This window comes from Fusobacterium sp. (assembly GCF_019012925.1).
Lineage (GTDB): Bacteria > Fusobacteriota > Fusobacteriia > Fusobacteriales > Fusobacteriaceae > Fusobacterium_A.
This window is the reverse complement of sequence record NZ_JAGIRL010000002.1, coordinates 26,721-42,366: the sequence shown is the minus strand read 5'-3', so window position 1 is coordinate 42,366 and position 15,646 is coordinate 26,721. Positions and strand designations below refer to the sequence as shown.

Sequence of the window (15,646 nt, the reverse complement as noted above, 5' to 3'; positions counted from 1 at the left end):
AAAGTCTCTTGTTATCTTCTCCTCTAGTGAGTATGGACTTAAACTATATACTCCTGGTAAGTCAACTAGTTGTATCTCCTCTCCCTTGTAGATAAATGTTGCTTCTTTCTTCTCTACTGTTACTCCAGGCCAGTTTCCTACCTTTAATTTTGAACCTGCAATAGCATTGATCAAAGCTGATTTTCCTACGTTTGGATTCCCTGTAAATGCTAATTTTATCATTTCCTTCTCTCCTCTACTTTAATTATTCTTCAACCTTTTCCACTTCAATATTTTTTGCATCTTCTTTTCTTATTGCTATCCCTGTACTCTTCACAATATACTCTTGTGGATCCCCCAAAGGAGCATTTCTCTCTAACTTAATAGTTTCACCAGCAGTTACTCCCATATCTACTAGTCTCTTCTTTAGCTCTCCAATTCTTCCAATTTTTATGATTCTAGCTTTCTCTCCGTTTTTCAAGTCACACAATTTCATTTGTTTTCCTCCATATATCAACTTTAAATTCTTTGAATTTCAAACTTTATCGGTAAATAAGAACAGCCTATACAGGCTGTTCTCGTAAGTTATATCTCTTGTAATAATATTTTATTAGCTAAACTAAAATTAAGTGCATATTTTATAGTGTCATTTACTTTTACTACAAAGCAACCACCACTGCCATTCATCACTCTTATTTTATTTCCAACACATAATCCCTTATTGACCAAACAGCATTTAGAGCCTCTTTGACCCTTTATCTCTTTAATGAGGAAATCTTTGTTTAATTCTGCAAAACATAAAGGTACCATTATAATCCCCTCCTCTTTGCATAAAGTCAATCTATCTTTTTCTCTAATAATTATATGCTATAAATAAAAAATTGTCAATATAAAACCTTTGAAAATAGAAATATTTTTTCAAAATTTGATCAATAATTCAAAAGTTTAAATATCTTTTTTACCAAATATAATTTGATGCCTCTGTAAATCCACTTGATGTAGAAAAATATTTTGCATCTACTGGTTTATCTCCACTCATCAAAACCTTACCAGCTGTTGCTTCAATAGCTTTTATTGAGTTTTCATTCTCATTTGCATTATTATAAACTTGACTCTCTGTTGTATCTTTTACATGGAAACCATCTGCTTCATATCTATTCTTCATATAATCACTTAGTGCATATGTTCTAGCTGCTACTGCTTGAGCCTTTAAAGCTTCCAATCCAAAACTCTCTGGCATCTCACTTGGAACTACCTGTTTCAAATAATCCTCTATCTTAACCTGATTTATTACTCTTATTCCCTTTGAATTAGTTTTAGATAGATTTAATTTCATATCCCCTCTGTATCTTGGCATAGAAGTGTGTCCTCTTCTAACTCCTTCCAAAGTTATGTAGTAACCATGAGCAGTTATATTTACAGAATTCACTGTCTTCACTCTATGTTTACCATTTACACTTATCCACAATCTGTTTCCTTTATTTTCCACCACTATTTTTTGTTTAGCTGGGACATCTATTTTAAATCCAGATCCATTTATTCTCATCTTTCCATTACTTAATAATACTACCTTACTATGATCCATTCCCCTAGCTGAGTTAGTTATCCCAACATTTATGATTTTTCCAACTCCTTTTAGTGAATACATATTTTTTAATTTTGTATTTGGGTAATTTCTATCCAAGATCTGTTTATAGTTATAGTCGTGATTCTTAGCTAAGTCTGAAGCTGCATACTGAGACATTCCAACCCCATGACCATAACCACCACCATAGATAGCTACTCTATTACCACTGTACTCCATTGAAAAATATGCTGATGGAAATAGAGTTATATTCCTTCTTATTGGATTCGCTTGATACTCCTTAGCTCCACCCTTTGCTCCATAGAGAAGAATGTCACTGCTACTTTCAGCCCTCTTTTTATTCAGAGCAAAAAGTTTTCTAATATTTAACTCTTTTGCTATCAAATACTTATGTTCAGTTGTAGTTACCAAGATATAAGTTACAACTCCAGATCTACCTCTTCCAGCAACCTCTACATTTTTAACTCTTCCAACACTTCCATCTGTTATTTTTAGAGATTTCCAGCTTCCTTGTGAAAGTGTCAACACCTCTCTTGGTCTTCCTCTATACACAGATTCTAAATTATTTTCAATAGCCTTAAAAAAATCATCTTTATCTAAAACTACCTTCCATCTCCAATATGCTGAGTTATCTCCATACCCTCTTACCTCTAGATCTTTATAGAATTTAAGTGCTTTCTCCTCATCATCTCCTTCAAAAAAATCATATCCATATTTTTTTAAAGTGTCATTTCTAGCTATTAAATACTCTGATGGCTTCCCAGTAAAATTATTGGGAATAGGTAAGTTTCTATCCTCAAAAAAACTATAATCTAAACTGTAATCTCCACTTTTAGTTTTATTTTTCTCCACTCTAAATGGTACTCTATCTATCTCTTTATACTCTTTTGTTGAAGTACAACCTATTAGAGATACTACCAAAACAATTAACCCAACTATCTTTTTCAACACTCTTTTCTCCTCTTCTCTCTAATATAGTTTTATTCCATTTTTATCAATATATTCTCTAACTTTTTCTAACTCCTCTTGAGTATCTACACCCAATATCTTATAAGGTGTCTCCATCACTTTTATCTTATATCCATTTTCTATAGCTCTCAACTGCTCCAATGATTCTGATAGCTCCAAAGCTGTTGGCTCCATTTTAGCATACTCTATTACAAAATCTCTCTTATATCCATAGATTCCAACATGTTTATAATAATTTTGTAAATTCAATTTTCTTGGATATGGAATAACACTTCTTGAAAAATATATAGCATATCCATTCTTATCTGTAATTACCTTTACATAATTGGGATTCTCTATATCTTCCATTGTTTCCAATTTATATTTCAATGTACTCATAGGAATGCTCTCATCCTCTTTAAAAGAGTTTATTATTGAGTTAATCATATCTTTCTCTATTAGAGGCTCATCTCCTTGAATATTTACTATCACATCATAATCCTCATACTTTTCACACACTTCTGCTATTCTACTAGTTCCATTTTCATGATCCTTTCTAGTAAGAACAACTTTTCCCCCAAATCTTTCAACCTCTTTGTAGATTCTCTCATCATCTGTTGCCACTACTACCTCATCTAAATCAGATAATTTAGCTCTTTTATACACCCACTCTACCATAGTATGACCACAAATATCTTTCAAAGGTTTACCCTCTAATCTTGTTGATGCATATCTTGATGGTATCACTCCTAAAAATTTCATTTTACAACCTCCTAAAAATCAAGTAAAATATATAGTATAATTATATCAAATATCTTTTAATATTAAAATAGGAAGGACAAAATTATGAAAATTTATTTTATTAGACATGGTGAGACTGTTTGGAATACTCTTAGAATTTTCCAAGGCTCTTCAAACTCACCTCTTACTGAAAAAGGAAGAGAACAGGCTAAAAAATTGGGTGAGAAATTAAAAACTGTTCCTTTTACAAGTTTTTACTCATCTCCTTTAGGAAGAACTATTGAAACATCTGAGCATATCATTGGAGATAGAGATATCAAAATAGAGTTTATTGATGAATTTAAGGAGATCTCTGTTGGAGAGATGGAGGGAGTTAATAGAGAGGAGTTTGAGGAGCGTTATCCAACACAATTCCATGATTTCTTTTTAAATCCTAAAGAGTATGATCCTACACCTTACAATGGTGAAACTTACCCTCATTTAATAGAGAGAGTTGAAAAAGGGATAAACAAAATAATATCTAAACATAAAAAAGATGATGTTGTTGCAGTAGTATCTCACGGAATAACATTGAAAGCTATATTCAAGATAGTTAATAATCTTACTCTTGAGGAGTTAGGGGAGTTCTCTGTACCTAAAAACACAAGTCTTTCAATAGTTGATTACACTGATGGTAAGTTTAGTGTAGAGCTTTTCTCTGATGTGACACATCTTGAAGGAATGGAGTAATATGAGAGCTTTTACATTAGTTTTTAATGCTTTTTTTAACTCTTTTGAAATTATAAGAAGAGCAAAATTAAAGAAATTCTATTTCATTCCAGGATTTATAAGTATTGGATTATTTCTAATTTTTATCTGGTTGAGTAACTTACTCTCATTAAATATCAGTACCTCACTAGAAAATATGTTTAAACTGCAACATTACCACTCATTTATATTCGTTTTTATTAGAATTTTAATATGGGTTTGCTCTGTTTTTTTATACTACTTAGTGTATAAATCTATTTTGATAATAGTTTTATCTCCAATTTTGAGCTATATGTCTGAAAAAGTTGAAAGCTACTTGACTGATGTTACTTTTAACTTTACAATGAGAGATAATTTTAACTTTATACTTCGTGGAATCAATATTGGTATAAAAAGTTTTTTCAAACAGATATTGGGAACTATATTAATTTTACTGCTTAGCTTTATCTTTCCCATCAATCTTATAATACCTATTTTGATCTTTCTAATACAGAGTTATTTCACAGGTTTTTCTTTTATGGATTATACTTTAGAAAGACACAATTTAACTCCTGAAGAGAGTTTGAATTTCCTAAAAAAATATAGAGTAGAGGCTACCCTCTGTGGTGGTATCTTCACCTTTTTATTCTTTATACCTTTACTTGGAATCTTTCTAGCTCCAATCACCACTTGTATAGCTACAACTTCAATCACATTGGAGCTACTAAAAAAAGAGGGGATTAAGATATCAAAACTTGAAATGAAGTAATTTATTAGAAAATTATTCTATATTTAAAAAGGTCTAAAAATCAAAGAAATTTTATATTATTTCAATTTTTACAAAAATAGAAATAATAGTGTATCAGAATCTTGAGAAATTCTGATACACTATTTATTATACAGCCATTTTTTATTGATTTAATGTTATTCTTGTTCCATCTGCCAACTCAATTATCTGAGTTTTTCCATCAGAAAATATAACTTTTCCAGTTTGATTTGAACTACGTCTCATCTCTCTTTCATAACCTTGTCCACTATAGTTATTGGCATCTGGATATCTTAATCTTGCTGGCACTCCTGATCCACTATATTTTCTATGAGCATTCTCTGCAACTGCTTGCTTTTCATAATCTCTTCTAATCTGTGTATCAAGATTGTCTAAATCTCTTTGATGTTTCAATTCACTATTTTGGTATGAATTATTTAAAATCAAAGCTGATCCACCAATAATAGCTGCTCTTGTTCCACTATTTAGACCTCCCCACCAACTTGCTTGTGCTATTGTTCCCACCAATAACATCATTCCTAATACTACTTTCCTCATTTTTTTACCTCCTTAAAAATATCTCCATCACTCTATCTAATATTCCATTGATCTCTGCAATTGCCATTCCAAAATTTGTGATTGGTATATTCTTATCTGTTGATTCTTTTAATCTACTCAATGTTTCACTTCTATTCAACATACAAGAACCACAATGGATTATTAAACTATATTTTGATATATCTTTCGGAAAATCCTTCCCTGAACAATTTTCTATATTTATATCTCCAACTTTACTCTTCAAAAGCTGTGGTAATTTCTCTCTAGCTATATCCCCCTTCAATTGATGATGAGTACAAGCTTCAGCAATCAGAATACTATCACCACTTTTCAATTGATTTATTTTTTTAGCCCCTTCATACAAAGTCTCTAAATCACCCTTAGCTCTCGCCATTATTATGGAAAATGACGTTAACTTTATATCTCTTCCTAATTTTTTATTTACTACTCCAAAAACTTGCGAATCAGTTATCACCAAGTCAGGTCTATTTTGAAATATCTTCAATCCCTCATCAAGATTATCAAGAGTTACAACTGTAGGTATTCCCCCGTTATCCAAGATATCTCTAATTACCTGTACTTGAGGTAGTATCAACCTTCCCTTAGGTGCTTGTATATCCTGTGGAGCCACTAATAATATCTTATCTCCAATTTTTATCTTATCCCCTATCAATCTCTCTTCGTTTATGAGCTTTGGTGAATACTCTACGAGTTTTTCCTTTATCTTTTTTATATCTTCACCATTTAATGTAGTTATCTCATTAACTTCACACTTCAATTCACTCTCTATCTCTTTTATAAAAGTGATTCTCTCTGAATCCTTCAATAAATCTATCTTATTCAAAAGAACTATATATGGTTTCTCTCTCTTTTTAATCTCTTGAAGCCAATCTTTTTCATAGTCTAAAGCTCTCTTCTCCAAAAAAATCTCACTTGATAAGACTAAGATAGCTATATCCATCTTTGCTAAAACTTCTTTTGTCTTCTCTACTCTAAGTGCACCTATCTCACTCATATCATCTACACCAGCAGTATCTATAAACACAACTGGACCTATTGGTAATAACTCCATTGCCTTATACACAGGATCTGTTGTAGTTCCTCTCACATCTGATACCAATGATATATTTTGATTTGTTATTTTATTTATAATACTTGATTTCCCAGCATTTGTTCTACCAAAGATTGCTATATGTACTCTGTTCCCCCTTGGTGTATCTATCATAACTACTCTCCCTTATTCTACTCTTTTTTTATGTCTAATTTGTGTCTAAACTTCTTGCCTTCCATCTAATGCCTTAGATATTGTAGCACTATCAGCAAACTCTATATTTCCTCCCATTGGAATTCCACTAGCTATCTTTGTCACTTTTATTCCAAAAGGCTTTAATAATTTAGTTAGATATAGAGATGTTGTCTCCCCTTCTAAATCTGGATTTAATGCTAATATTACCTCTTGTATCTCCTCAGTGGCTACTCTTTCCAATAAAGATTTAATGTTTAACTTATCTGGAGTTATTCCATTTAAAGGTGCTATCTTTCCACCTAATACATGATATAGCCCCTTGTATTTCCCCATTTTTTCAAAGGATACTATATCTCTACTATCCTCTACTACACAGATAGTTTCCTTATCTCTTAATTCATCTGAACAGATCTCACACAGATCTTTTTCACAAAAATCCCCACATTTAGGGCATCTTTTTATAACTTCCTTCGCTCCTCTAAGTGCTTCTATAAATTTTTCAACTTGCTCCTCATTCATCTCTAATATATGAAAAGCTAATCTTGCAGCACTTTTTCTTCCTATTCCTGGAAGCTTATTAAATTCATCTATCAATCTCTCTAAACTTTTTGTTGCCATTTTCACTCCTCAATCTATACTAATTATATTAATATTATCTCAAATTTTCATCTCTTCTTCAACCTTTTTTTAGCAATAAAAAATAGTTGTGTAAAGTACATACTTCACACAACTATCAATAACTAAACTATGCTTCTTTTAAAGCTTTTTTTAACTCTTTTAGAGATTTGTTGATATCTCTTCTCTCTTTTCCTAACTCAGCATTTTTGATGATATAGTCATCTACTCTATCCTCATAATCTGACTGCATATTTTCTAATATATCTACAAATTCTTCATAGTTCATATTTGGCTTTACATACTCTTTTAAGTTACATAGTAACTCCACTCTTTTTCTATTGTCTCTGATCTTTTTATCGTTATCTTCGATCTCTCTTTTTATTTTATTTTTTCTTCTCTCTTTTCTTACTAATTCTAATACGTTATCTACCATTTTTTCCCTCCATATACTACTATTTTGCTAAAAGAAGAGCTAATTCATAATCTGGTCTGAAGTCATAATTTCTCTCTCCATCCCAAGCATAAGATATTGGATGAGTTATGATTTTATTGTTCTCTATTCCAACCATTACTCCTCCCTCTCCATTTTCTAATAATTCTACTGCTTTAGCTCCCATTCTAGTTGCTAATACTCTATCAAATCCTGAAGGAGTTCCTCCTCTTTGTACGTGTCCTAAAACAACGCTTCTAACCTCAGTAGTTATCTTCTCTTTAAGAGCATCCTCTACATCTTGAACCTTTCCTACTCCCTCAGCTACTAAAACTATATCATGTAATTTTCCTTGTTTTCTTCTCTCTTTAATTTGGAAAGCTAATAACTCAATTGGGTTATCCATTTCTGGTATTAAAAGTCCATCTCCTCCACCTGCTAAACAAGCTTGTAAAGCTAAGTCTCCTGCATGTCTTCCCATTACCTCTACCAGTATTGTTCTTTCGTGAGATGTTGCTGTATCTCTTATTTTAGAGATAGCATCAAGTATTGTATTTAAACAAGTATCAAAACCTAGTGTATAATCTGTCCCTTTAATGTCATTGTCTATAGTTCCTGGAATACCTACAACTTTTATTCCATGCTCTTTTGATAATAGGTCAGCTCCATGATAAGAACCATCTCCTCCTATTACAACTAGACCTTCTATTCCTCTTTTCTTTAAGTTTTGAGCTGCTATTGCTCTAAATTTAGGATCTTTAAATTCTAAACATCTAGCTGTTAATAAACAAGTTCCACCTCTGTCAATTATACCAGATACGTATCCTCCGTCCATTGGAAATATCTCATCATTTAGCATACCTAAGTATCCTCTTTGAATACCGTATACTTTCATTCCTTTTGCCATTGCAGTTTTTGCTGCTGCTCTAATGGCTGCATTCATTCCTGGAGCATCTCCTCCACTTGTTAAAATTGCTATTTTCTTTTCCATTACCAATAACTCTCCTTTAATTCTCATTTACAATAAAAGAACCTATTTCCCTATATTTATTATACCTATTTTCTAAAAGTTCTTCTACTGATATTTTTTCTAATTCTAAAAATGATGATAAAATGACATTTTTTAGGTTAAGAGCTATACATTTGTAATCTCTATGTGCTCCTCCTACTGGCTCCTCTATTATACCATCTATTATCTTTAATTCATATAGATTTTGTGCAGAAATTTTTAAATTTTCTGCTGCTTCGGGAGCTTTAGAGGCATCTTTATATAAAATGGCTGCACAACCCTCTGGGGAAATTACAGAATAAACTGAATTCTCCAGCATAAATATTCTGTCTGCCACACTTAGAGCAAGTGCTCCACCACTTCCACCTTCTCCTATTACAACTGATATAATGGGAACTTTTACTCCTGCCATCTCCATTAGGTTTCTTGCAATGGCTTCTCCCTGTCCACGCTCTTCTGCTTCTAGACCTGGATAAGCCCCTGGAGTATCTATTAGACACAGTATTGGGATATTAAATCTCTCTGCCATCTTATATAATCTCAAGGCTTTTCTATAACCTTCAGGATTAGGCATACCAAAGTTTCTGTATAATTTTTCATCAACAGTTCTTCCTTTTTGATGACCTATTACCATAATTTTTTTCCCATCTATTCTACACAATCCACCAACTATTGCTGGATCATCTCCAAACAATCTATCTCCATGAAGCTCTATAAAATCTGTTGTCATATTTTCAATATAATCTAAAGTATATGGTCTCTCTGGGTGTCTTGAAACAAAAACTTTGTCCCAAGAGCTCAAATTCTTATACTTTTCTTTTAATTTTGCCTCATACTCTTTCTCTAATTTCTCAATCTGCTCTTTTAAATCGATTCCTTTTTCTTTAGAAAAACTCTCTAACTCATTTATCTTACTCTTTATTTCAAGTAACTCTTTTTCAAATTCCATTTTTCCTCCCAATGCTACCCTATCAAATTATTTAAAATGGTATATAGTGTATCTTTCATATCCTCTCTCTTTGTTATTACATCAACCATTCCATTTTTCAATAAAAACTCACTCGTTTGAAATTCATCAGGAAGTTTCTGTTTAATTGTCTGCTCTATAACCCTTCTTCCAGCAAATCCTATTGTAGCTTTAGGTTCACTCACTATTATATCTCCCAACATAGCAAATGAAGCTGTTACTCCACCAGTAGTAGGATTTACAGGTATTGCTATATATGGTATACCTGCTGTTCTCAATCTCTCTGCTGCTGCTGAAGTCTTTGTCATCTGCATCAATGAGAACAATCCCTCATGCATTCTAGCTCCTCCAGATGTACACACAACTATTACTGGAATTTTTCTCTCTAATCCTCTCTCCATTGCTCTAGTTATCTTCTCACCAACAACAGATCCCATACTTCCACCCATAAAGTTGAAGTCCATCACTGCTATGCTGACCTCTATTCCCTTTATAGTTCCTGTTCCAGAGATCACTCCCTCATTCATTCCACAATCCTCTTGAGCTTTTTTATTCTTTTCCTCATAGTTAGGAAAATTTAACGGATTGTTAGAGAATAGATTGCCATCCTCTTCTACAAAACTATCCTTATCTATCAATAATTCTATTCTCTCTCTAGCTGTCATTCTAAAATAATAATCACACTTCGGACATTTTTTCTGATTCTTTTCAAGATCCTCTTTATACAATATCTCCTGACACTCTGGACATTTTACCCAAAGCCCTGTTGGATTATTATCTATATGTTTGCTCTCCTCTTTTTTACTCTCTTCTTTATCTTCTATTGTTAATGTTACATACTTTTTTCTACTATTTAATGAAAAATTCTTTTTACTTAAAGAAAAAAATCCCATTTTTGCCTCCTCTTATTCCCCTTGCCGATATTTAATTTTATCGGATTTTTTCAATTATTTCAATAATTATTTGCTTTTACTCCATTAATATTATAAAATAAAATTAATAACAAGCCTTTAAACTGTTTAAAATTGGGGCTTTATAGAATACACTTGTATTTTAAAATTTTTTTAATTTTTTTTGGAGGGAATTTTTTATGAAAACATTTTTACTTTTTATTGCTATAATTTCTTTTAGTTTAACTGGTTGTACTTCAATTAATAATTTTATTGATGAAAATCTACCTAAAAAAAATCCTACTATACCTATTGCCTTACAGGAACAGATTGCTACTAAGATCAATCCTGAAAATGAATTATTTGCTGTTGGTTACTCTGGAATTGATAAAAGTGGAGCTTTGATTGCTCAGGCTAAAGCTAACAAAAATGCTAAAGAACTACTAAAGGAGCAGATTAAAAAAGAGGTTAAAATTAACTTTAATACTTTTATGTTGAATACTGATACTTACTCAAAAGGTATTATCTCTCCTGTACTAAACGATCTATCTGATTATGTTATAGATCTATCCTTAAAATCTGCTACTCAAAAGGGAGCTTGGGAGAATGATTCGTCAGTATACTCTCTATTTGCTGTTGATAGAGAGAAGATCAATCAAGTTTCTAAACAAGTTTTCACTGGATATTTAAGTGATATTTCTGGAAAATTAAATAATATTAAAAATAAGATTGGAGATATACAGATTGGAGCTCCTATAAAAAATGGTGAGAATCAATCTGAAGATGATGAAATAATTGATTAAAATTTAATTTTTAGGGGGAAATTATTTGGGTGTTGATAAGATAAGTTTAATTAATAAACAGGAGATTGAAGAGGTCACTACCTTTTTAAAAAAATTTGATTTAAAATATGATAAAAATATTGACTATACAGTTATTATTCGAGATAATAACAAGATTATTGCAACTGCTTCTAAAGAGAAAAATATTGTTAAATGTTTTGCCATAGATAGTAGCTGTCAAGGTGAAGGACTATCTACCCAACTCCTTACAAATATTATAAATAAGATGTTTGATGAGGGGTTTCTAAATAGCAAAGTCTTTACCAAGATAGAAAATCAAGAGCTTTTTAGAGGTATGGGCTATAGAGAGATAGCTCATACTGATAAAGTTATTCTTATGGAGATGGGAAATAAGAGTATTCTCAAAGTATTGGAAAAGATTAAAACTAACTATAATATTGACACAAATGAAAAAAGAGCTATGCTTGTTATGAATTGTAATCCCTTTACCTTAGGACATCAATTTCTTATTGAAAAAGTAGCTTCAGAAAACAAAGAGGTCTTAGTTTTTGTAGTTGAAGAGGATAGATCTATCTTCCCATTTAAAGTCAGGTATGAACTTGTAAAAAAGGGAACAGCTCATCTCAAAAATGTGAAAGTTATCCCAGGTACTGACTATCTCATCTCATCTGCAACTTTTCCCAACTATTTCCTAAAGAGAGAAGATGATCATTTAGCTGAGTACACAAAGCTAGATGCTACAATCTGTGGTGAAAAATTTGGAAAGATACTGAATATAGATAGAAGATATGTGGGAGATGAACCTAATTGTAAAGTTACTAATCACTATAACAAGATGTTAAAAAACACTCTTCCAAAGTTCGGTATTGAAGTTATTGTTATTCCAAGAAAGAAGATAGATGGTAAGATTATCAGTGCCTCTTATGTAAGAGAGTTACTCAAGTCTAAAAATTTTGAGGAGCTTAAAACTTTAGTTCCAACTACTACATTTGATTTTTTAACTAGTTCTGAAGGAAAGGAGATAGGAGAAAAACTTAGAATGCAGGATTCTCCTTGTTAATATGTTTGATTTAAATAAATTTTTAGATGACAGAGAGAAAAGAGTACAGTTACAAAACTCACTTTTAGAGAGATATTCACTTCCTCTTCTCACCATTAGAGCTAATTATCCAGGAGAAAATAAGTGGGAAAGTATACCTATTGAGATAACAGAGATTGTGGCTAAAGAGATGGAAATACTCTTCAAAGAGAGATTGATAAAAAAAGAGGTTATTGAAAATTTAGAGGGAAAAATATATCTTTACTTTATAAATTTAGATCCCAAGTCTATAAAAGAACTAACTATACAGTTTGAAGAGAAACATATTTTAGGTAGATGTGTAGATTTAGATGTTTATACAACTGAAGGTACAGGTATCTCTAGAAGTGACTTCAATCTTCCCAAGAGAAAATGTCTCATCTGTGATGATTTAGCTTTCGCCTGTGGTAGAAGTATGAAACACTCTCATTCTGAGATTAAAGATAAGATTAACTCTAAATATATAGCATACCAAAATTTCTTAAAAAGACGTGAAGTTACTATCAATACAATAGCTGATCTCTCTTTGGAAAGTATGATTTATGAGGTATCTAGTTTTCCTGGTTTTGGTCTAGTTACACCTCTTACTCAAGGGGCTCACAAAGATATGAATCTCCTTACCTTTTTAAAAAGCTCTTTCGTACTAAAAGATGGTTTTAAAAAGATGGCTGAAATAATGTTTTCAGATCTTCCTTTAGATATTGCTTTCAAAAGGCTTAGAGAGATTGGAAAAGAAACTGAGAAAAAGATGTTTCAAGCAACTGATGGGGTAAATACTCACAAAGGTATGATATTTCTTTTAGGAATAGTGGTGGGAGCTACTTCTCGTACTCTCTACCAAAATAAAGATTTCAAAAATATTCAAACTCTCATATCTCAAATGACTAGGGATATACTTAAGGATTTTGAAAACATTGACACCAAAAAAACTCTCACTCATGGAGAAAAACTTTTTCTCTCTCATAAATTCACTGGAATACGTGGAGAGGTAAAAAATGGATTGGATATCATTTTTAGTGGTGCTCTTCCTGTTTTTAATTCTGCATTAAAAGAGAGTGCTGATATAAATAAAGCCTCAGTTCACACTCTGATATATCTAATGAGCAAGGTGATGGATAGTACCATTGTCTACCGGCATAATTTAGAGGTATTAGAAGATGTTAAAAAAGAGATGAAAGTTATTTTTGAAAGTGGTGGAGTATTCAATTACAGTTTAGATTTTTTATTTGAATTGGAGAATAAGTATATTCAAAAAAATATAAGTCCAGGGGGAAGTGCTGATCTATTGGCGGTTACCATATTTTTTCATAAGATCTTAACTTACTTTTACTAACGAGGTGAAAAAAATGAAAAAGGGAAAAGTATTTTTAATTCTATTTCCTCTATTTTTAGGAATTGGAATCTATCTATTATATCGAAGTAAAAATCTATTTTACTTCAAGTTTTTTTCAACCCATCCTGTAATATATGAGCATATAATCTCATTGAGAGAGTTGGCTTGGTCCTATCGTAAACACCTACCTCTTTGGAGTGTCTACTCACTTCCAGATGGACTGTGGTTATTCTCCTTTGGAGCTGCTCTACTTGTGGATAGAAAATTTTATACTATACACTTCATAATATTTACACTTATTTATATGTTTATGGTGGGATTGGAGTTTGTTCAAAAATATTTTGGTGGGCATGGAACTATGTTAGGAACTTTTGATTACTTAGATATTGTTTTTTTCACTTGTGGATATATGTGTATATCTCTAATCTCCATTTTACTTCATAAATTACAAAAAAACAGTTTTTTTAATGAGATCCATCTTACAAAAAAAGATGAACTAATTGAAGATCTTAAATTTTCTATAATTTTTTTAATTTTAGGAGTTTTACCTAGCCTATTCTAGGGCTAGGTTTTTTATTTATTTTAAATAATTCTAAATTTTTATGGAATTTTGTGGTATAATCTAAAAAGAGTAAAAATTAAAAGGTGGTAAGGAATGTTAAATAAAGGTATTATAAAAAAAATTGACGGGAATAAAATTATTGTTAAACTTTATAAAGATACAGCTTGTTCACACTGCAGTGGTTGTAGTGGAGATAGTAAATATGGTAAGGATTTTGAATTTACAACTGATATGAAAGCTGAAATTGGAGATACTGTCACTTTTGAAATCTCAGCTGGTAAAGTTATAAAAGCTGCTTCAATTGCCTATGTTTTTCCTGCTATCGCAATGATTGCTGGTTACTTCTTCGGTGAAAAAATCCTGAATCTTTCTGAGAACAAAAGTATTGTATTTAGTTTTGTTGCTTTACTTCTCTCTTTTGTGGCTCTATTCTTCTATGATAAATTAGTTGTTAAAAAAAGACCTAATGCAGAAATAGAGATTATCTCAATTGAAAAAGAAGACACTTCAACTATGACAGATAGTTGTAAAAATAAAAATGCTTGGTAAAAAATCAACTGCATCTATTCTCTTATTTTATAAGATATAGTTGCAGTTTTTTTATTGTATATTTCTCTAATCTAGCTCCTGTATTCCACCACCATTGACAAAGATAACTTGTCCACTTGTCCAAGCTGATGCTGGACTTGCAAAGTATAATACAGTCATAGCTATATCCTCTACATCTCCCAATCTTTTTAGTGGAGTATTTTTCAACATATTTTTCTCTATTTCAGGAGTAAGAACACTTGCTAAAGCTCTTGTCTTTATAGCTCCCGGTCCTATTGCATTAACTCTTATCTCAGGTCCTAAATCATATGAAGCATATTTTGTCATCTGATTTACTGCTGCTTTAGAACTTCCATATATTATCATATCGTGACTTACCATATCAGAAGACATTGAACTTATATTTATAATTGAACCATATCCATCTTTTTTCATATATGGAGCACATAACTTAGTTAGAATAATTCCACTGAATACATTTAATGTATAAATTTTTGTGATATATTCTAGAGTAAGAGATTCAATATTTTCACGACCTCCTCCTCCACCTCCAGCATTATTTACTAGAATATTAACTTTACCAAATTTTTCAACTGTAGTTTTCACTAGATTTTCTAGTTCCTCTTCAAATAAAACATTACATTTTATTCCTAAAGCTTCAACACCATATTTTTTAGCCTCTTCTGCTACAGCTTTAGCTTTCTCTTCATCTAGATCACTACAAACTACATTCGCCCCTGCTTCAGCTAATTTTAAAGCACTGGCTTTTCCTATTCCATCTCCAGCACCAGTAACTACGGCTACTTTTCCTTTTAAATCATATGCATCTGTTATCTTCATAACCATCACTCCTTACAA

The 15,646-nt window shown here is 31.6% G+C and carries 20 protein-coding genes; 7 read left to right on the top strand and 13 right to left on the bottom strand.

Going from position 1 to position 15,646, the window contains the following annotated elements; all coding sequences use genetic code 11:
- The 5 genes from QZ286_RS00500 to kdsB form a co-directional block, all read right to left on the bottom strand.
- On the bottom strand, nt 1-222 hold a 222-nt coding region (locus QZ286_RS00500), incomplete at its 3' end, for a FeoB small GTPase domain-containing protein (protein WP_291255017.1).
- Between the two features lie 22 nt (nt 223-244).
- Nucleotides 245-475, bottom strand: a complete 231-nt coding sequence (locus QZ286_RS00495; RefSeq protein ID WP_291255016.1) for a FeoA family protein — start codon at nt 473-475, stop codon at nt 245-247.
- An 89-nt stretch (nt 476-564) separates the two neighbouring features.
- A complete protein-coding gene (locus tag QZ286_RS00490; RefSeq protein WP_291255015.1) occupies nt 565-789 on the bottom strand; it encodes a FeoA domain-containing protein in 225 nt (74 codons plus the stop codon).
- Nucleotides 790-937: 148 nt separating this feature from the next.
- Nucleotides 938-2,515, bottom strand: coding sequence for a SpoIID/LytB domain-containing protein (locus QZ286_RS00485; RefSeq protein WP_291255014.1), 1,578 nt, complete (start codon nt 2,513-2,515; stop codon nt 938-940).
- Nucleotides 2,516-2,533: 18 nt separating this feature from the next.
- Nucleotides 2,534-3,274, bottom strand: a complete 741-nt coding sequence (kdsB, locus tag QZ286_RS00480) for a 3-deoxy-manno-octulosonate cytidylyltransferase (RefSeq protein WP_291255013.1) — start codon at nt 3,272-3,274, stop codon at nt 2,534-2,536.
- An 84-nt stretch (nt 3,275-3,358) separates the two neighbouring features.
- On the opposite strand from kdsB, the gene QZ286_RS00475 reads away from it, so the two are divergent.
- Together QZ286_RS00475 and QZ286_RS00470 are read left to right on the top strand one after the other, a co-directional pair.
- Nucleotides 3,359-3,982: a histidine phosphatase family protein gene (locus QZ286_RS00475; protein WP_291255012.1), complete on the top strand. Its 624-nt coding sequence runs from the start codon at nt 3,359-3,361 to the stop codon at nt 3,980-3,982.
- Nucleotide 3,983: 1 nt separating this feature from the next.
- Nucleotides 3,984-4,748, top strand: a complete 765-nt coding sequence (locus QZ286_RS00470; RefSeq protein WP_291255011.1) for an EI24 domain-containing protein — start codon at nt 3,984-3,986, stop codon at nt 4,746-4,748.
- A gap of 141 nt (nt 4,749-4,889) precedes the next feature.
- Here the strand turns inward: QZ286_RS00470 and QZ286_RS00465 are convergent, their stop codons facing one another.
- The 7 genes from QZ286_RS00465 to accD all read right to left on the bottom strand — a co-directional run bounded on the left by QZ286_RS00465 (nt 4,890) and on the right by accD (nt 10,466).
- The gene (locus QZ286_RS00465) at nt 4,890-5,303 is read right to left on the bottom strand and encodes a hypothetical protein (protein WP_291255010.1); all 414 of its coding nucleotides are present in this window, start codon (nt 5,301-5,303) and stop codon (nt 4,890-4,892) included.
- A gap of 4 nt (nt 5,304-5,307) precedes the next feature.
- Nucleotides 5,308-6,528 carry a [FeFe] hydrogenase H-cluster maturation GTPase HydF gene (hydF, locus tag QZ286_RS00460; RefSeq protein WP_291255009.1) on the bottom strand — a complete coding sequence of 407 codons (1,221 nt, stop codon included), beginning with the start codon at nt 6,526-6,528 and terminating at the stop codon, nt 5,308-5,310.
- A gap of 45 nt (nt 6,529-6,573) precedes the next feature.
- Nucleotides 6,574-7,167, bottom strand: coding sequence for a recombination mediator RecR (gene recR, locus QZ286_RS00455; RefSeq protein WP_291255008.1), 594 nt, complete (start codon nt 7,165-7,167; stop codon nt 6,574-6,576).
- A 127-nt stretch (nt 7,168-7,294) separates the two neighbouring features.
- Nucleotides 7,295-7,600, bottom strand: a complete 306-nt coding sequence (locus tag QZ286_RS00450; RefSeq protein ID WP_291255007.1) for a DUF496 family protein — start codon at nt 7,598-7,600, stop codon at nt 7,295-7,297.
- 19 nt (nt 7,601-7,619) lie between these two features.
- Nucleotides 7,620-8,588 (bottom strand): 6-phosphofructokinase, encoded by a 969-nt coding sequence (gene pfkA, locus QZ286_RS00445; RefSeq protein ID WP_291255006.1) that lies wholly within the window; start codon nt 8,586-8,588, stop codon nt 7,620-7,622.
- 16 nt (nt 8,589-8,604) lie between these two features.
- Complete coding sequence (locus QZ286_RS00440; RefSeq protein WP_291255005.1) at nt 8,605-9,555, bottom strand: acetyl-CoA carboxylase carboxyltransferase subunit alpha; 951 nt, start codon at nt 9,553-9,555, stop codon at nt 8,605-8,607.
- 14 nt (nt 9,556-9,569) lie between these two features.
- Entirely contained in the window at nt 9,570-10,466 is an 897-nt protein-coding gene (gene accD / locus QZ286_RS00435) for an acetyl-CoA carboxylase, carboxyltransferase subunit beta (RefSeq protein WP_291255004.1), read from the bottom strand.
- 197 nt (nt 10,467-10,663) lie between these two features.
- Here accD and QZ286_RS00430 point away from each other — a divergent pair, with 197 nt between their 5' ends.
- The 5 genes from QZ286_RS00430 to QZ286_RS00410 all read left to right on the top strand — a co-directional run bounded on the left by QZ286_RS00430 (nt 10,664) and on the right by QZ286_RS00410 (nt 14,788).
- A complete protein-coding gene (locus tag QZ286_RS00430; RefSeq protein WP_291255003.1) occupies nt 10,664-11,266 on the top strand; it encodes a hypothetical protein in 603 nt (200 codons plus the stop codon).
- Between the two features lie 25 nt (nt 11,267-11,291).
- Nucleotides 11,292-12,326 carry a [citrate (pro-3S)-lyase] ligase gene (gene citC, locus QZ286_RS00425; RefSeq protein ID WP_291255002.1) on the top strand — a complete coding sequence of 345 codons (1,035 nt, stop codon included), beginning with the start codon at nt 11,292-11,294 and terminating at the stop codon, nt 12,324-12,326.
- 1 nt (nt 12,327) lies between these two features.
- A complete protein-coding gene (gene citG / locus QZ286_RS00420) occupies nt 12,328-13,677 on the top strand; it encodes a triphosphoribosyl-dephospho-CoA synthase CitG (protein ID WP_291255001.1) in 1,350 nt (449 codons plus the stop codon).
- Between the two features lie 13 nt (nt 13,678-13,690).
- Nucleotides 13,691-14,239: a hypothetical protein gene (locus tag QZ286_RS00415; protein ID WP_291255000.1), complete on the top strand. Its 549-nt coding sequence runs from the start codon at nt 13,691-13,693 to the stop codon at nt 14,237-14,239.
- Nucleotides 14,240-14,332: 93 nt separating this feature from the next.
- On the top strand, nt 14,333-14,788 hold the full coding sequence (locus QZ286_RS00410; RefSeq protein WP_291254999.1) for a SoxR reducing system RseC family protein: 456 nt from the start codon (nt 14,333-14,335) through the stop codon (nt 14,786-14,788).
- Between the two features lie 66 nt (nt 14,789-14,854).
- On the opposite strand, the gene QZ286_RS00405 is transcribed toward QZ286_RS00410, so the two are convergent.
- Nucleotides 14,855-15,628, bottom strand: a complete 774-nt coding sequence (locus QZ286_RS00405; RefSeq protein WP_291254998.1) for a glucose 1-dehydrogenase — start codon at nt 15,626-15,628, stop codon at nt 14,855-14,857.
- Between the last annotated feature and the right edge of the window lie 18 nt (nt 15,629-15,646).